Origin of the sequence: Microcoleus sp. ARI1-B5, assembly GCF_036705795.1 — a bacterium.
In the GTDB taxonomy this organism is placed as follows: Bacteria; Cyanobacteriota; Cyanobacteriia; order Cyanobacteriales; family Microcoleaceae; genus Microcoleus.
In genome coordinates, this window is the sequence record NZ_JAUBVK010000028.1 from 26532 (window position 1) to 42278 (window position 15747).

General features: G+C 46.9%; 12 protein-coding genes. 8 read left to right on the top strand and 4 right to left on the bottom strand.

Annotated features, from left to right (window positions below; genetic code table 11):
• The first annotated feature begins 88 nt into the window (after nt 1-88).
• From QUB63_RS27925 to QUB63_RS27940, 4 genes are all read left to right on the top strand, one after another.
• A complete protein-coding gene (locus QUB63_RS27925; RefSeq protein WP_332948627.1) occupies nt 89-1909 on the top strand; it encodes a nitrate ABC transporter ATP-binding protein in 1821 nt (606 codons plus the stop codon).
• Between the two features lie 457 nt (nt 1910-2366).
• Entirely contained in the window at nt 2367-4562 is a 2196-nt protein-coding gene (locus QUB63_RS27930; protein ID WP_332948629.1) for a molybdopterin oxidoreductase family protein, read from the top strand.
• Between the two features lie 606 nt (nt 4563-5168).
• Nucleotides 5169-5480 carry an RNA recognition motif domain-containing protein gene (locus QUB63_RS27935; protein WP_332948676.1) on the top strand — a complete coding sequence of 104 codons (312 nt, stop codon included), beginning with the start codon at nt 5169-5171 and terminating at the stop codon, nt 5478-5480.
• Between the two features lie 328 nt (nt 5481-5808).
• Entirely contained in the window at nt 5809-6267 is a 459-nt protein-coding gene (locus QUB63_RS27940) for a phosphate-starvation-inducible PsiE family protein (protein WP_332948631.1), read from the top strand.
• A 125-nt stretch (nt 6268-6392) separates the two neighbouring features.
• On the opposite strand, the gene rimM is transcribed toward QUB63_RS27940, so the two are convergent.
• From rimM to QUB63_RS27955, 3 genes are all read right to left on the bottom strand, one after another.
• A complete protein-coding gene (gene rimM, locus QUB63_RS27945) occupies nt 6393-7040 on the bottom strand; it encodes a ribosome maturation factor RimM (protein ID WP_332948632.1) in 648 nt (215 codons plus the stop codon).
• Between the two features lie 237 nt (nt 7041-7277).
• On the bottom strand, nt 7278-7910 hold the full coding sequence (locus QUB63_RS27950) for a response regulator transcription factor (RefSeq protein ID WP_332948633.1): 633 nt from the start codon (nt 7908-7910) through the stop codon (nt 7278-7280).
• 203 nt (nt 7911-8113) lie between these two features.
• Nucleotides 8114-9388 carry a molybdopterin molybdotransferase MoeA gene (locus QUB63_RS27955; RefSeq protein WP_332948634.1) on the bottom strand — a complete coding sequence of 425 codons (1275 nt, stop codon included), beginning with the start codon at nt 9386-9388 and terminating at the stop codon, nt 8114-8116.
• A gap of 112 nt (nt 9389-9500) precedes the next feature.
• On the opposite strand from QUB63_RS27955, the gene QUB63_RS27960 reads away from it, so the two are divergent.
• The 4 genes from QUB63_RS27960 to cobO all read left to right on the top strand — a co-directional run bounded on the left by QUB63_RS27960 (nt 9501) and on the right by cobO (nt 12841).
• The gene (locus QUB63_RS27960; RefSeq protein ID WP_332948635.1) at nt 9501-10124 is read left to right on the top strand and encodes a hypothetical protein; all 624 of its coding nucleotides are present in this window, start codon (nt 9501-9503) and stop codon (nt 10122-10124) included.
• Between the two features lie 293 nt (nt 10125-10417).
• Nucleotides 10418-10996 (top strand): Uma2 family endonuclease, encoded by a 579-nt coding sequence (locus tag QUB63_RS27965; RefSeq protein WP_332948636.1) that lies wholly within the window; start codon nt 10418-10420, stop codon nt 10994-10996.
• A 101-nt stretch (nt 10997-11097) separates the two neighbouring features.
• Complete coding sequence (locus QUB63_RS27970; protein WP_332948637.1) at nt 11098-11685, top strand: Uma2 family endonuclease; 588 nt, start codon at nt 11098-11100, stop codon at nt 11683-11685.
• A 520-nt stretch (nt 11686-12205) separates the two neighbouring features.
• Nucleotides 12206-12841 (top strand): cob(I)yrinic acid a,c-diamide adenosyltransferase, encoded by a 636-nt coding sequence (cobO, locus tag QUB63_RS27975; RefSeq protein ID WP_332948638.1) that lies wholly within the window; start codon nt 12206-12208, stop codon nt 12839-12841.
• Between the two features lie 9 nt (nt 12842-12850).
• On the opposite strand, the gene QUB63_RS27980 is transcribed toward cobO, so the two are convergent.
• Nucleotides 12851-15574, bottom strand: coding sequence for a glycosyltransferase family 39 protein (locus QUB63_RS27980; RefSeq protein ID WP_332948639.1), 2724 nt, complete (start codon nt 15572-15574; stop codon nt 12851-12853).
• Between the last annotated feature and the right edge of the window lie 173 nt (nt 15575-15747).

Genomic DNA, 15747 nt, shown 5'->3' on the forward strand with positions numbered 1-15747 from the left:
GGAAATGAGGAGCAAGGAATCAGGAAAAAAGACTCCACATTTCCCGCTTCCTAACTCCCTAATTCCCTCTTCTCAATCCAAATTTCTCATGTCTAATCCCCTAAACCAAAATCCCGCTCCTGAAAATATGCAACAAACTCTAAAAACCCCCCAAACAACAAAAAATCAGACGGACAAGCCTGGTTTTTTGACTATTAAAGATGTATCGAAAGTCTACGAGAATCTTAAAGATCCTGAAAAACCTTTCGTGATTCTCGACGGTGTAAACCTGACTATTAAGGAAGGCGAATTTATTTGTTTGATCGGTCACTCGGGCTGCGGCAAATCAACCTTGTTGAACATGATCGCGGGATTCAACGGGCCGACAAGCGGAGAAGTTGCTCTCGAAGGTTCGCGGATTACTGAACCGGGCCCCGATCGCATGGTGGTGTTTCAAAACTACTCGCTGCTACCGTGGCTGAGTGCTACTGAAAACATCCACCTCGGGGTTGAAACTGTTTACGCCGACAAGTCCGCAGACGAACAGAATAAGATCGTCCAGGATCACTTGGAATTAGTGGGGCTGACGGAAGCTTGCAACAAAAGACCGGGCCAATTGTCCGGGGGGATGAAACAAAGAGTTGCGATCGCCCGCGCCCTAGCAACTCGCCCCAAACTGTTGATTTTGGACGAACCTTTCGGAGCACTAGACCCGATTACCCGCGAAGAATTGCAGGAAGAATTGCTGAAAATCTGGCGCGAGTACAAAATTACGATCGTGATGATTACTCACGATATTGATGAAGCTTTGTTTTTAGCCGATCGCATCGTAATGATGACCAACGGCCCGGCGGCTTCGATCGGCGAAGATATGCACATTCCCTTCAGCCGTCCCCGCAACCGCACGCGGATTATGGAAGACCCGAAATACTACGAACTGCGCAACTTTGCTTTAGAGTTCCTGTTCTCTCGCTACGCCCACCACGAAGAGGATACAACGGAGTCAGAGACAGCACCAGTCGTGCTACCGCTGCCGGTATCTACTACCAAAAAGACTGCGGTTGCTGATACTACTAACAGACCCCTGCCACCTGTATCGTTTGTACCTCACGCTGCGCAACCCCTAGAAGCATCACCGATCAAAGGCGGTGTCCTGGCAGTCTCGTGGTTGGTAGCAATGGCGACTTTAGCAGCAGTTAATGTATCTTCTGTTTCCAGCCAGTTAAAGCAAGCGAAACTAGCAGAAACTGCGCCGCCAGCGCCGCAGGCGACTGCGGTTGTGAGTTCTCCCCCCAGCCCTGCACCGATCGCAGCTAGCCCTGCACCGATCGCAGCTAGCCCTGCACCGATCGCAGCTAGCCCTGCACCGATTGCTGCAAGTCCTGCACCCATCGCAGCTAGCCCTGCACCGATTGCTGCAAGTCCTGCACCCATCGCTAGCCCTGCACCGAGTGCTGCTGCAAGTCCTGCATCCATCGCTAGCCCTGCACCGAGTGCTGCTGCAAGTCCTGCATCCATCGCCAGTCCTGCACCGAGTGCTGCTGCACCGAGTGCTGCCGCCGCGCCCACTGCTGCAAGTCCTGCCGCCGCGCCCACTGCCGCCACCAGTGCCGCTTCAGGGATTTCTGACCAAGCCGAACTTGATGCGATCGGAAACCAGTTATATGCACAAATTGACCAAAATTGGAGCACAACTCCCACATTTACCGAAAGTTTGACTTATCGGGTCAAAGTCAAACAAAACGGCGATATCCTACAGTTCGAGCCCACAAATAAAGCAGCTAAAGATTTCGTCAAAGAAACTCCTCTGCCGGTTTTGCAAACTCCCGCAGGTGCAGCCGCAGGTGTTCAAAAAACTGCTGAATTCCAAGTAACTTTTCGCCCCACCAGCGGCGGCGGCGGCGTATTAGAAGTTAAAACCGGGAAGTAGGTGACTTATACCATTTTCGCATTAGATCGTTGAAGATTTTCGATTGAGAAGGCTATCACCTCCGCTCGATCTACTACTGTAAAACTGGTTTGTAGTGAGGACTTTAGTCCGGGCGAAAGAAGGACTAAAGTCCTCACTACAAACCTATCGGCCCGCTGAGGGAAATCCTGCAAAGATTCCTCTTAGCCCCCCCAATCCCTTGGGGGGCACAAAAGTTAGGTCTCAATTACCTCTGTTTGAGGAGGATTTAGGATCGGCGACAAGAAGCTAGAGCGATCGCGAGTTTCAGTCAGATAGCGGTTAATTTAAAATCAGGGTATTGCCCGCTTGTATGAAGCATTTTTGCGGTAATTTAGTAATTTTTGATACATTATTTGCAGGAGCCCTCAGTTGCGACTATAATGACAAATTACGAATTATCCATTAGCTTTCAAAAATTAGCATCTAAAATCACCAGATGGAAACTATAAAAACTCTTTGCCCTTACTGCGGTGTAGGTTGCGGTCTAGAAGTTGTTCCCGACAAAAAACAAACTTGGAAAGTCCGGGGCGATCGCAATCACCCATCAAGTCAGGGCATGGTTTGTATCAAGGGAGCAACCGTAACAGAGTCCATTCGGAGCGATCGGCTGCTGTATCCGATGATGCGAGATTCTCTCGACCAACCGTTCCGCCGCGCTAGCTGGGACGAAGCTCTCGATGCAATTGTTAACCGCATCCAAACAATTCGCAGCACCAGCGGCCCCGAGGCTATGTGCATTTACGGTTCGGGTCAATTCGCTACAGAAGATTATTATGTTGCCCAAAAACTGATGAAAGGTTGTCTGGGTACAAATAATTTTGATGGGAATTCTCGCCTGTGCATGTCTTCAGCAGTTTCGGGATACGTTCAAAGTTTTGGTTCGGACGGGCCGCCTTGCTGTTACGACGATTTAGAATTAACAGATTGCGCTTTTATTATCGGCAGCAATACAGCGGAATGCCATCCAATTGTATTCAACCGATTAGCAAAGTACCACAAAAAGCATCCCAATGTCAAGATGGTTGTGGTAGATCCGAGGAGGACTCCGACTGCTGAAGCCGCAGATTTGCACTTGGCAATTAAGCCCGGAACGGATATAGATTTGCTCAACGGAATTGCATATTTGCTGTTGCGCCGGCAAGCAATAGATCCGGATTTTATTCAGGAATGCACGGCGAATTTTTCAGCTTTTGCTGAAGTAGTCAGCAGCTACACGCCGGAGTTTGTAGCCTCGCGCTGCGGCATTACTGTCAGCGAATTAGAAACGGCCGCCAACTACTGGGAACAGTCGCAGCGGGTTTTGTCTCTGTGGTCGATGGGCATCAACCAGTCCTCCGAAGGCACGGCAAAGGTGCGATCGCTGATTAATTTGCACTTGATGACCGGTCAAATCGGCAAACCGGGATGCGGCCCGTTTTCCCTGACTGGCCAGCCAAACGCGATGGGAGGGCGGGAAGCCGGGGGACTCTCTCACTTGCTCCCGGGCTACCGATTTGTGAAAAATGACGAACACAGAACCCAAGTCGAGGAGTTTTGGGGAATCGCACCGGGAAGCATTTCCCCGAATCCCGGCCGCACTGCTTGGGACATGATTGTGGGTTTGGAAACTGGCGATGTCGAGTTGCTATGGATTGCCGCAACTAATCCGGTGGTGAGTATGCCGGATTTGGAACGCACAAAAGCTGCTTTGCTGCGATCGCCCTTGACGGTGTATCAAGAAGCATACTATCCCACAGAAACCTCCGCCTACGCCCACATCCTGCTGCCGGCAACCCAGTGGAGCGAAAAAACCGGAGTGATGACGAATTCCGAACGCCGCGTGACGCTTTGTCCCGGTTTCGACACTCCCTCCGGGGAAGCGCGCGACGACTGGAAGATTTTCGCTGAAGTCGGCCGCCGGTTGGGTTTTGCCGAACACTTTGCTTTCGACACCAGCGCTGACGTATTCAAAGAGTACGTGCAGTTGACAGGGGGCACGCCTTGCGACATCACAGGCCTCAGCCACGAGTATTTGGGCCTCCAAGGCCCGCAGCAGTGGCCGTGTCCCGAAAATCAGCCTCCGCATCCAGCAAACGAAGCGAAACGGCTGTACACTGACAGGCGTTTTCACACTCCCGACGCGCGGGCGCGATTTTCGGCCTATCACTCGCGGGGACTGGCAGAACCTCCCGATCCAGACTATCCGTTTGTGTTGACGACGGGGAGAGTGTACGGACACTGGCACACGATGACGCGCACGGGGAGAACTGACAAAATCCATCAAATGTACCCCGATCCGTTTTTGGAAATTCACCCCCGGGATGCTGCTAAATTGCAGATTAAGGAGGGGGATTTGCTGGAAGTTCGATCGCGCCGCGGTAAGGCACAGTTTCCGGCAAAAGTCACCAAGGCGATCGCCCCTGGTACGCTATTTGTACCGATGCACTGGGGTTCTCTGTGGGCAGAAGGTGCTGAAGCCAATGCCATGACTCATGCTGCAAGTTGTCCAGATTCCAAACAGCCCGAGTTAAAAGCTTGTGCGGTGCAGTTGGTGCCCGTTGGGGCAGAAACTGCGGCGGAAGTTGCCACAGAAGTTGCCGCAGAAGTTGGGGAGTTTAATTGGGCCTTGGGCACCGTCGCCGTCCCCAATTGAGCTACCGTCCAACTTTGGTATCTTAAAACTCACATACTGGCACCACTGTCATCAGCTTGGTTTCTTGGCACCGACTCAGGCTTTCATCCGAGTTTTTTGTCAAGAAACCAGGTTTCTCGGCCGTAGAGTACGGCACAATCGCGGGGTGCTCGCGCCGGAATCAAGACCTTTGTCAGTCGATTGAAGAATTGAAGAATTTTAGATTTTAGATTTACTTGCAGCATTAAATCTGGGATCTTGAACCTTCGTCTAAAATTTTGGGATCTCCACAAAGCGAGCTTACGTGCCACGGTACCTGTTTTTGGGCGGGGTCATCAAGGAATTGTCAGCCATTACGCAGCCGACAAGCTGCGTTCTCCGGCAGAGTTCGCGAATAAAGAAAATTAAATTTATTTTTTCTGAGTTTTTCCTTATTCATTCGGGGTTTTTCCTTCTTCCTTCTTCCTTCTTCGTTCTTTTTAGTCGATCGCGCGGCTCAGAAAATTGCAGTCTGCACCTGTAGGTGCTATGATGATTTTACAAGGCTTTATTTTCGGCAGTACAGTTCGTTCGATCGGCGTTCCTCCGGATTTAAATCTCTACAACCTCGATTCTGGAGAATGTTCAATGTCTATCTATGTCGGCAATTTATCCTACGAAGTAACGCAGGAGCACCTCAACCAAACTTTTGGAGAGTACGGCACAGTAAAGCGCGTTCAATTGCCTGCTGACCGGGAAACAGGTCGGATGCGGGGCTTCGCTTTCGTAGAAATGTCTACTGAAGCAGAAGAAGCCGCAGCCATTGAGGCTCTTGACGGTGCTGAGTGGATGGGTCGCGACCTCAAGGTCAACAAGGCAAAACCCCGCGAAGAACGCGGTTCCTCTAACAGCGGTAACTGGGGCAACAACGATCGCGGTGGCAATTCTCGTCGCTACTAAGCCACCCAAGCTAAATTTTTAGCTTGACCGTGTGTTGGACAGGGCGATAACAGATTCAACAATCCTTCTCTGTTGAGAATAGATAGTTAATTCTGCGATCGCACCGCGTCTTAAATCCCTCAAACTATTGCTAGGCAACAGTTTGAGGCTTTTTTATGGCAAAAATTTATTGAATGTTGACTAAATCATAGGATGTCCGGTAAATTAACCGCAATAAAAGTAGGGGCGGGTTTCACCAACGATCTATAATTCAGAGAAACAATCTACATAAACTCGCCCCAACCGCGCGACAGAAGTTGATTGCGGGTAATTCAACGGACTCACTGGTATGCTGAAAAAAATATTTAGGCAAATTTCTAAGTTAGGCGGTGATGAACAATTTCTGCATTTCACAGAAAGTGTAGAAGTCATAATATCCAAAATTTTATCGCTGGCGATGATTTTGGTAATTATAGTCAGCGTTTGCGATTTGCTGATATATGTAGCAAAAGAATTGCTCAACGACCACGAGAGTTTGTTAAAAGAGACCTTGTTTGTCATATTTGGGTTATTTTTAAATGTTTTAATTGCTCTGGAAATATTGGAAAATATTACAGCTTATCTCAAAAAGCACGTAATTCAAGTAGAGCTAGTTATTGTAACTTCTTTGATAGCAGTATCTCGAAAAATCATCATTCTTGACCTGGAAAAGAAAACCGCAGCCGACTTGATTGGTTTGGCGACTGCCATTTTCGCGCTTTCCATCAGTTACTTAATAGTGCGGTACACAAATAAAGCAAATGATTAATATCAGGAATTGAGAATAGGGAATTGGTAATGGGGAATTGGTAATGGGGAATGGGGAATTGGTAATGGGGAAGGGGGAATTGTTAATAACTAATATCATGTCCGGTCGATCGACCGGACATGATATTATTCCAACAAACCAGGAGGAGGGACAATTTCAATTCTGCCTTGTTCCAAGTCAACAGTTGGCACAATCTCTTGCACAAAAGGAATCAAAATTTTAGTGGATTTAGGCTCTTTAACGCGGATTTTCCGTGGTTTGCGGGTATTTCTGGGGTCAGCGTTTGCTGTGGGAGTTTCCGGCTGTTTTTGTTTTGGCTTTTCTAATTCTGCGGCGACAGGTTCCGGCGGATTTAGGTTTGTTTCTACTTCTAAAAGGTCGTTACCTGCGGGAATAATATCGCTTACCTTACCTAAGATTTCCCCGGTTAACTGGTTAAACACTTCCATACCGATCAAATCTTGCACGTAAAACTCATCAGGTTCGAGATAAGGTCGATCGGTCTTTTCGACAAACAACTTGCAGCCCCGCAGCGCCTCAGCCCCATCGCGGTCTTCAATACCCTCCACCTCTACAGCATACAACCCTTTGCCCGGAATGTAGCGACCGCCCAAAAACTCGATCGGTTCCGGTTCAGTTTTGTTAGGGCGCAAAAGCCACCGCTTCCCCGGTTCAATAAACCTTTCCGGGAAATCCGAATCGGGATAGACTCGCACTTCCCCGTCCAAACCTTGAGCTGCTACAATTGTACCGATTTCTATCCACTCAGACATAGATTATATCACTCAAATTGCTACTAATTAGTCAGTTGACAGTTGACAGTTGACAGTTGACAGTTGACAGTTGTCATTAAGAATTGGGAATTGGGGATTGACCATTCGTCATTAGTCATCGGGAATTTTTCATTCTTCTTACATCGAACCTCAAACATCAATCCGTTAAATCCGTTGCCGAACTTCTTTATATCCGTTACATCCGTTATTAAATCCGTTGCCGAACTTCCTTCTTCTTTACACCAACCCCGTTCTCAGCGCTACAACAGCCGCTTGCACGCGATCGTCCACAGCCAACTTATTCATAATACCGCGAACGTGAGTTTTAATAGTATTTGGGCTCAAGTAAAGCGCCGCTGCTATCTCCGGATTGCTGTTACCTTCCACCATTAATTTTAACACCTCCAATTCCCGCTGCGACAACTGACCAAAAGTAGTTGTAGAGGCTGGTACCGGGGGTTTGAGGTGCTCGATGACAGTGCGAGCAATTTGAGGGTCGAGGTATGTAGCACCCTCTGCTGCCGCTGCAATCGCCGCTAACAGCCTGTCTACGGAAGCACCTTTAATACAATAAGCATCAGCCCCGCTAGAAAGGGCAGCAATAATTTCAGTTTCAGCCGTATGAGAAGTTAACATTACCACTCGAACTTCCGGCAGTTGCGCTTTAATTTGCTGCGTCGCTGCTATGCCGTCCAGCCGCGGCAAACCGATATCCATCACAATAATATCAGGTTTCAGTTTCAGTGCTGCTGCTACACCTAAATAACCGTCTTCGGCTTGTCCTACTATTTCTATTTCTGGGGAATCGGCTAAAACTTGCTCTAATCCCAGTTGCATCATCGGATCGTCTTCAACAATTAAAATTCTCATAGGAAGGAAGTTCGGCAACAGATTTTGTAACGGATTTAACGGATTTAACGGATGTTAGAAGGAAGTTCGGCAACGGATTTTATAACGGATTTAACAAATGGAAGAGGGAAAATTAATTACCAATTACCAATTACCAATTACCAATTACCAATTATCAATTACCAATTATCAATTACCAATTACCCCTTACCAATGACTAATGACTAATGACTAACTTTTAAAACTTCAACGAATTCGCCCGGCCCAATCCAGGTTTCCGATGCGGGCAAAATTGCTAAACCAGTCGTATTTGCGAGGTTAATTAAATTTGCTGAATTTTGGCTGCCGCTCGCAGGTTCAAATTCCCAGAATCCGGCAACTAAATGCAGTTTACCCCAAACATAAGTTTCGCGCCGGCCGTGCGATCGCAATTCAACATCACATCGAGCCCGCACAAACTCCGGGCCCCAAGCATCCGCGCCCAGCCCAGACATCTTTCGCAAAGCAGGCACAACAAAGCGCCAACAGCAGACTAAAGCTGAAACCGGATTTCCCGGCAAACCAAAATAGAGACAATCCGAACTCGAAATCGGCGAATCAGATTTTTTTTCATCTCGTTTAAACGCAGCAACCGTTAAAGGTTTTCCCGGCTTAATCGCCACAGCCTGAATGTGAATTTTTCCTCCCAAATCCGCCAATATTTTCTCAACATAATCGTAGTCTCCTACCGAGACACCGCCCGTAGAAAGCACCGCATCTGCTATCGAAACAGCCTGAGAGATTGCCTTTGTTAGCGCATCTTCACTGTCAGGAACCATCCCCAAGCGAATCGGTTCAAATCCCATTTGTGCCAACAAAACAGTCAAAGCATACTGATTCGAGTCTACCAGTTTACCCGGTGCCAAAGGTTGGTCTGGCGATACCAATTCGTCACCGGTCGAAAAAATTGCCACCCGCAAACGGCGATAAACAGGAACTTGAATGCACTGTGCAGTTGCTAACACCGCGATTTCTGGGGCGTTGACAATTGTACCGGAAGTTAGCAGCGTTGTTCCTGCTTGATAAAAAGCGCCTTTGTGCCTGACAAATGCTTGCGGTTTTTCAGGAGAAACTAAGATAAAAATGCGATCGCCCTCACGCCTCGTTTCTTCCTGCATTACCACCGTATCAGCACCATCCGGCATCAGGGCGCCAGTAAAAATTCGCGCCGCTTGCCCCGATTGCACCGTACTTTGAGGCTGATATCCCGCTGGAATCTCCTCAACTACTTCGAGTACCGCCGGTTTTTCGGCGCTGCAATTTTCCACATCAGCAAACCGCACGGCATACCCATCCATTGCCGAATTGTCCCAATAGGGAAAATCGAGGGAACCCGTGACGGGTGCCGCCAAAATGCGCCCCGATGCTGCCAACAAGTCTACAATTTCTACATCCCGCTGACTGTCGAGGGGTTGCGCCAAATTTAGAACGATCGATTCTGCTTCTTTTACGGACAGCATCAGTGTCACCCTGTTTGACAAGACTCTTCTTAGTTTAGCAAATTAGCAGCTATAGTGGAAAAGTATTTTTTTGTGCGTCTGCGGGAAATTTTAGTTTTATTATCTTGCGCTTATGACTATTTTTCGCTCGGCTTTGCGACTCAATTGTTTATCTCTCTTGCTGGTGGGATTCCTGGTTGTCTTGACTCAAATGTCAGGCTTACAAGTCAGCGACTTATTCTTTCACCCTTTTTTCTCCCCCAATCCCAATGTCGCCTTATTAACTCGCACTTTTCAAATATTATGTGCTGTGCCAGTCATTGTTTGTAGTTTTAGCTATGGATTGGGTAAAAGTCTTGGATCGCAACCTTCAGGAAATCGATTTATTTTCTTCTCTGCTTTGTTAACAGGCGCATTTCTGCTCAATGAAATTTACAGGATTCATCTATATATTGGCGCTGCGGGAATTCCCAAGTTAGGAGTTAGTTTCCTCTACGCTATTTTTGTGTTCTCCTACGGATGGTTTTTTAGGCGAGAACTACAGTCTACTCCCTACAAAATATTGTTAGCTGGATTGGGGTTGTTGTTTTTTGCGATCGGTGTGGACGCGCTGCATTTAAAAAGCAAGATATTATCCAGTTTGCTAGAGGGGGTTCCCAAGTTGTTGAGCGAGATCAATATTGCCTTTTATTACTGGTATGTCTGCAAATCTTTTATAGAAAAAGCTTTTCATAAAAACATGAGTACATCGTTATAACTTTGTGATATAATGCTAGCATAATTGTCTCACAAAAAAAGTCCAATTAAAAAACAGCCATCCCCAGTTTAGGATTTACCAGAAAGAATTGGTTTAAAGCCCCAAGCTTTTTCGCCGTTGAGAAATTAACAGAAGACTATTCATTACTCCAATCCTCGGACTTCCAGGTAGAGGTCGCCCTCCTTTCGTCAACTGTCACAGGTCAACTGTCAACTGTCAACTGAATGAAACAACCTGCATCCCTCGGCATTCATCTGCGGTTAAAACACTCCAAATGCAGCCTCTAAAATATCATGATAGCAGTTACCATCAACTTTAATGCGATCGCCCAAATCACCGACGACCAATTTTATCAACTGTGTCGCCAAAACCCCGATGTCAAATTTGAACGCAACGCCCGAGGAGAAATAATCGTCATGTCACCCACAGGAGGAGAAACCGGAAATTACAATTTTGAAATATCTATTGATTTTGGAATTTGGAACAGACGAACTAAATTGGGAGTTTGTTTCGATTCTTCAACTTGCTTCAAACTGCCCAGTGGCGCCAATCGTTCTCCCGATGTTTCTTGGATAAAAAAAGAAAGATGGGACGCACTAACTGCGGAACAAAAACAAAAATTTCCTCCGATTGCACCAGATTTTGTTTTAGAGTTAATGTCGCCGACTGACAGTCTCAAAGATACTCAAGACAAAATGCAAGAATACATGAATAACCAAGTAAAATTAGGCTGGTTAATCAACCGCAAAACGCGCCGAGTGGAAATCTACCGCCAAGGACAAGAAAAAGAAGTTTTGGAATGTCCGACAGAACTTTCAGGAGAAGATATTTTGCCCGGTTTCGTGCTAAACTTGCAAGCAGTCTGGGCGTAATGCAAAATTGGCTTTGACAAGATTTTTTGGCGAACAGACAACCTGCATCCCTCGGCATTCACCTGCACTTAAAACACTCCAAATGCAGCCTCTAAAATATCATGATAGCAGTTACCATCAACTTTAATGCGATCGCCCAAATTACCGACGACCAATTTTATCAACTGTGTCGCCAAAACCCCGATGTCAAATTTGAACGCAACGCCCGAGGAGAAATAATCGTCATGTCACCCACAGGAGGAGAAACTGGAAATTACAATTCAGAAATAAATGCAGATTTTGTGATTTGGAACAGACGAACTAAATTGGGAGTTTGTTTCGATTCTTCAACTTGCTTCAAACTGCCCAGCGGCGCCAATCGTTCTCCCGATGTTTCTTGGATAAAAAAAGAAAGATGGGACGCACTAACTGCGGAACAAAAACAAAAATTTCCTCCGATTGCACCAGATTTTGTCTTAGAGTTAATGTCGCCGACTGACAGTCTAAAAGATACTCAAGATAAAATGCAAGAATACATGAATAACCAAGTAAAATTAGGCTGGTTAATCCACCGCAAAACGCGCCGAGTGGAAATCTACCGCCAAGGACAAGAAAAAGAAGTTTTGGAATGTCCGACAGAACTTTCAGGAGAAGATATTTTGCCCGGTTTCGTACTAAACTTGCAAGCAGTCTGGGCTTCATTCAGTTGACAGTTGACAGTTGACAGTTGACAGCACTTGACCTAAAAGGAAAGGGATTGGAGTAATGAATAGTCTTCTTTTAATTTCTCCCGAAAAAGCTTGGGGCTTTAAACTAATTCTTTCTGGTAAGACGATTTTGGATTTGAGATTTTAGATTGGTTTGTTGGATAATAGTTGGGAAATGGGTATCGACAACCAAGCTAAAACCCTTTGTATATCTGGTTTCTATCCAATGCCATATCCCCCTCTCATCCCCCTTCCCAAGGGGAGTAGGGGTTGACTTTGAGATATTCCGGTTGCCCCCTACTCCCCCCTTGGGAAGGGGGGCTAGGGGGGATCTGGCCTCAATCGTCAAACAGCAGTATTTGACTACATTTAACTTTAAGTTGACACCAATGGGGTTGGGAGATTCCCTACAGTTGCATTATTTTGCGAAAATGGTATAACTAGACATCATACATCTATCAGCGTTTATTTGCGTACCCTTCGTCCAGGTGAAGCGCCTACATCTGCGGTTAAAATAAATATCATGGAAACCAATACAGAAACAATCACAACCACAGGCTTAACAGCCGAACAGCACAAACAGAAAATGCAGCGCCGACAAGAAGTCCAAGCGCAGCGAATTGCCAACGCTTCCCCAGACAAAGGCTTGATAATTGTCAATACGGGTAACGGTAAAGGCAAAACTACGGCTGCTTTGGGAATGGTTTTGCGATCGCTCGGTCACGGCTACCGCGTCGCCATAGTACAATTTATCAAAGGAGCTTGGGAACCCGCAGAGAAAGCCGTTTTTCAAATGTGGGAAAATCAGCTAGAATTTCATGCAATGGGTGAAGGTTTTACCTGGGACACGCAAGACCGCGATCGAGATATCGAAACAGCTCAAAAAGCCTGGGATAAAGCTGTAACTTTTATCTGCAATCCTGAATTTAAGTTAGTTCTGCTAGATGAAGTCAATATAGCATTAAAGCTGGGTTATTTGCAAGTCGAGCAAGTTCTCGCAGGCTTAGACCAAAAACCCGAAGACTCTCATGTTATTCTCACCGGGAGAGGCGCGCCACCAGAATTAATTGAACGCGCCGATTTGGTGACAGAAATGACTTTGGTTAAGCATCCATTCCGAGAACAAGGCATTAAAGCTCAAGCCGGTATTGAGTATTAATCAAGATTGCTAAATCTTCAAATTTTTTAAGAATTGCAAATCTTGCCACGCTTGGATGAGATTGCCTTGCATCAAAGCCGCTACACCGTTTAAAACTCTAATTTCCGGTAGGTTGGGGTTGAGGGCGAGGGCGGGTTTTAAGGCAGTTTCAGCGGCTTTGGGATGCCAGCCGTAAAGTTGGACGAAAGCGAGATAAGCATAAGCGTAGGGGTTTTGAGAGTCGAGTTGGGTGACTTTTTCTAAAGCTGCGATCGCACTTTTGACATTCTGCTGCAATACTCTAGAAAATGCCAAAGCATAAGCGAATTCTAGATTATTCGGTTCCTGCTTCAGCCGATATTCTAAGGATTGTTCCGCTTGCACGGTATAATCTTGAATTGGATCGTACTGATTGATCCGTCCAATCTGCTCGAACACTGGTTCTAAACCGGGCAATCCTTTGGGTAAATTAACCGCCATCGCCCGCAATTGAGTTACCAAATCTAACTCCGGCTGCTCCTCGTTCTGAGGCTGAGCATCGGCGATTTTGAACTTTTTCTCATCTGCGTTCTTCGGAACAGCCCGGGAACGCATATTTAGAGGCTCTGCATCGATTTTAAGCGTTACCTGCGGCACTTTCATCGGATAAGTTTCGCCGGTTTTGCGATTCAGATAAGTCGCTTGCAGATTGTACCTTCCCGGTGCAATATTAGCAGGAGTTAGCATCGCCGTGCGATCGACTACTCGAAACCCGACAGCAAATTTATCCGCTTCCAGCATCCCCGGATGCAAAGTTGCTTGCCCGATCGCGCGATCGTGTAAAATCCTGAAAGTCTGTCCCGCTGAAATATCGCCAGACTGCTGATTTTGCCACGTTAGCAATACTAAACCAGACTGCAACTGCTGCCAAGGCCCAGACCAAATATAAGTCACCGGTAGCGCCACACCGGGAACCGATTTTGCCAGGACAGTCACTTGCTCTAATTGTACTTGCGATCGCGCTTCATTCAACGGCTGTATTTCCACCGGGTGCGATCGCTTGCGGTAAAGATTCAAATTAGTATTGTCAGGCAAAACCCAACTTTTTTGCAACTGAAACTTGCCACCAGTTTCTATCGCAGCCACCGCTGCATTTTGAGCTTTTTTAATCCGTTCCCGAATCGAACCTTGCGGGCCGGTTTTAGTTACAAACCAAGAAAGCGATCGCACATCCTGAGGCACTTCTTTTAAATTCGTTCCCACCTGCCGCCCGTAAACCTGAAAATTCGCCAAAGCCCCGTAATAATTCAAATTGTGCTGGTTAATTTCCGGCGTCGAAGGCAACACGCCCAAAGTCGATTGCAAATAAGGTTCGGTCTCAATAATTTCGGCAATTACTTCTCGGTGCGGCCACTCTTTTCCCAAGTAAGGATAGCTGGAATTGCCGGGACTGACAATTTGAACTAAGCTATCTCCCAAAGCACCGCCCAGCGGCCAGATATGGAACAGCATCGCCACCATTGCCAAGCCAATTGTGGCCCAGCGAATTTGCCGCCCCCAACGAGAAGGCCACAGCGTCAAACAGTAAGCTAAAAAGATTGCTAATACTGGTAAATAAGGTATCACATATCGGTCATCTTTGTTGAGATTTAGGGAATTAATTAAATAAGCTCCTACCCAAAACACCGCCAACCACCGACAGGAGTTAAGGTACAAGATTGACTGACTGTCCGCTCGATTTCGCCAATAATAGAGTATAAATCCAACTAAGGGAATCAGTAACAGAGGCCAAGAAACGTGTTGCGGCAAGTGTTTACCGTAATAAATCCAAGCATCGATGGTATTGAGGCCAGGATCTCCTTCGGCGATCGCAGAATCCAGCGTTGCCCGTTTTCCCCCGGTCAAAATTAACAGCCAATTGGTTTTCGCCCAGGGCCCAAATACCGCCGCTGACAGCAACAAAGCACCAGCTAATTGAGCTAATCTTCCCCAAGCTTTTTGCCGCACTGCACCAACTGCCAACCACAGAATCGGTGTAAACAGAAATAATACTGTAGTGTGTTTAACTAATATTGATAAGCCGAGAGAAATTCCAAAGGCGATCGCCCAGAAGAAAGATGAGGGGGAGAGGGGGAGAGGGGGAGAGGGGGAGAATTTATGCTTCTTTTTGGTTCTTTTTTCCAACTTCAGTCTATCCGTTACATCCGCTACATCCGTTACATCCGCTACATCCGCTACATCCGTTACAAAATCCGCTGCCGAACCTTCTTCCTTCCACATAGTCAGACAATAGAAACAAAAAGTAATCGCAGCAGTTAGGGGAAAATCTAGTAAAAATTGCAAGCGGAACCGATAAAGCCCCGGCAATAAAATACAAATTGCAGCCGCCCACAAACCGACTTGCCTGTTAAATAATTGGACGCCCAAACTGTAGACTGAGGCGAGGAGAATTGCACTAAATAATAAATGAACGAGGGTTGCCCGATCGCCCCCAGCACCAAAAATATGCAGAAACGGTACCGTTAAGATGTACGCCAAGGGCGGAATTTTCGTCGAAAGCAGCCAGAAGTTTGTCCACCACTCGCCGGAAAACCACTGAGGATGCTGCAACGCCTGCAAGTAATTCAGCGTGCTAGTGAGGTATTCTGCTTGATCCCAGGCGGGTACAGATCGATCGCAGGCAAACCAGAGGCGATCGCTAATTGCCCCCAGCAGCCAAATTATGCCTAAAATCAGCATACTTTTGCCCCGGCTGTCTCGATGTTGCAGTGCCATAGCGATTGTTGGATTCTAAGTTGCAGCTTTTAGCTTACAGGTGGGCGGTTCCGGGCGATCGGCTAAAATTTAGTCCTGGACGCACTCCATGGCTCAAATGCTGATCCCCCCGGCGCCCCCCTTTTTAAGGGGGGAACCTGAAAGCCCCCCTTTTTAAGGGGGGTTGGGGGGAT

Excerpts from the sequence above, each read along its gene's own strand:
- QUB63_RS27925 (WP_332948627.1), top strand. The coding sequence starts at position 89 with ATGTCTAATCCCCTAAACCAAAATCCCGCTCCTGAAAATATGCAACAA.
- QUB63_RS27930 (WP_332948629.1), top strand. The coding sequence starts at position 2,367 with ATGGAAACTATAAAAACTCTTTGCCCTTACTGCGGTGTAGGTTGCGGT.
- QUB63_RS27935 (WP_332948676.1), top strand. The coding sequence starts at position 5,169 with ATGTCTATCTATGTCGGCAATTTATCCTACGAAGTAACGCAGGAGCAC.
- QUB63_RS27940 (WP_332948631.1), top strand. The coding sequence starts at position 5,809 with ATGCTGAAAAAAATATTTAGGCAAATTTCTAAGTTAGGCGGTGATGAA.
- rimM (WP_332948632.1), bottom strand. The coding sequence starts at position 7,040 with ATGTCTGAGTGGATAGAAATCGGTACAATTGTAGCAGCTCAAGGTTTG.
- QUB63_RS27950 (WP_332948633.1), bottom strand. The coding sequence starts at position 7,910 with ATGAGAATTTTAATTGTTGAAGACGATCCGATGATGCAACTGGGATTA.
- QUB63_RS27955 (WP_332948634.1), bottom strand. The coding sequence starts at position 9,388 with ATGCTGTCCGTAAAAGAAGCAGAATCGATCGTTCTAAATTTGGCGCAA.
- QUB63_RS27960 (WP_332948635.1), top strand. The coding sequence starts at position 9,501 with ATGACTATTTTTCGCTCGGCTTTGCGACTCAATTGTTTATCTCTCTTG.
- QUB63_RS27965 (WP_332948636.1), top strand. The coding sequence starts at position 10,418 with ATGATAGCAGTTACCATCAACTTTAATGCGATCGCCCAAATCACCGAC.
- QUB63_RS27970 (WP_332948637.1), top strand. The coding sequence starts at position 11,098 with ATGATAGCAGTTACCATCAACTTTAATGCGATCGCCCAAATTACCGAC.
- cobO (WP_332948638.1), top strand. The coding sequence starts at position 12,206 with ATGGAAACCAATACAGAAACAATCACAACCACAGGCTTAACAGCCGAA.
- QUB63_RS27980 (WP_332948639.1), bottom strand. The coding sequence starts at position 15,574 with ATGGCACTGCAACATCGAGACAGCCGGGGCAAAAGTATGCTGATTTTA.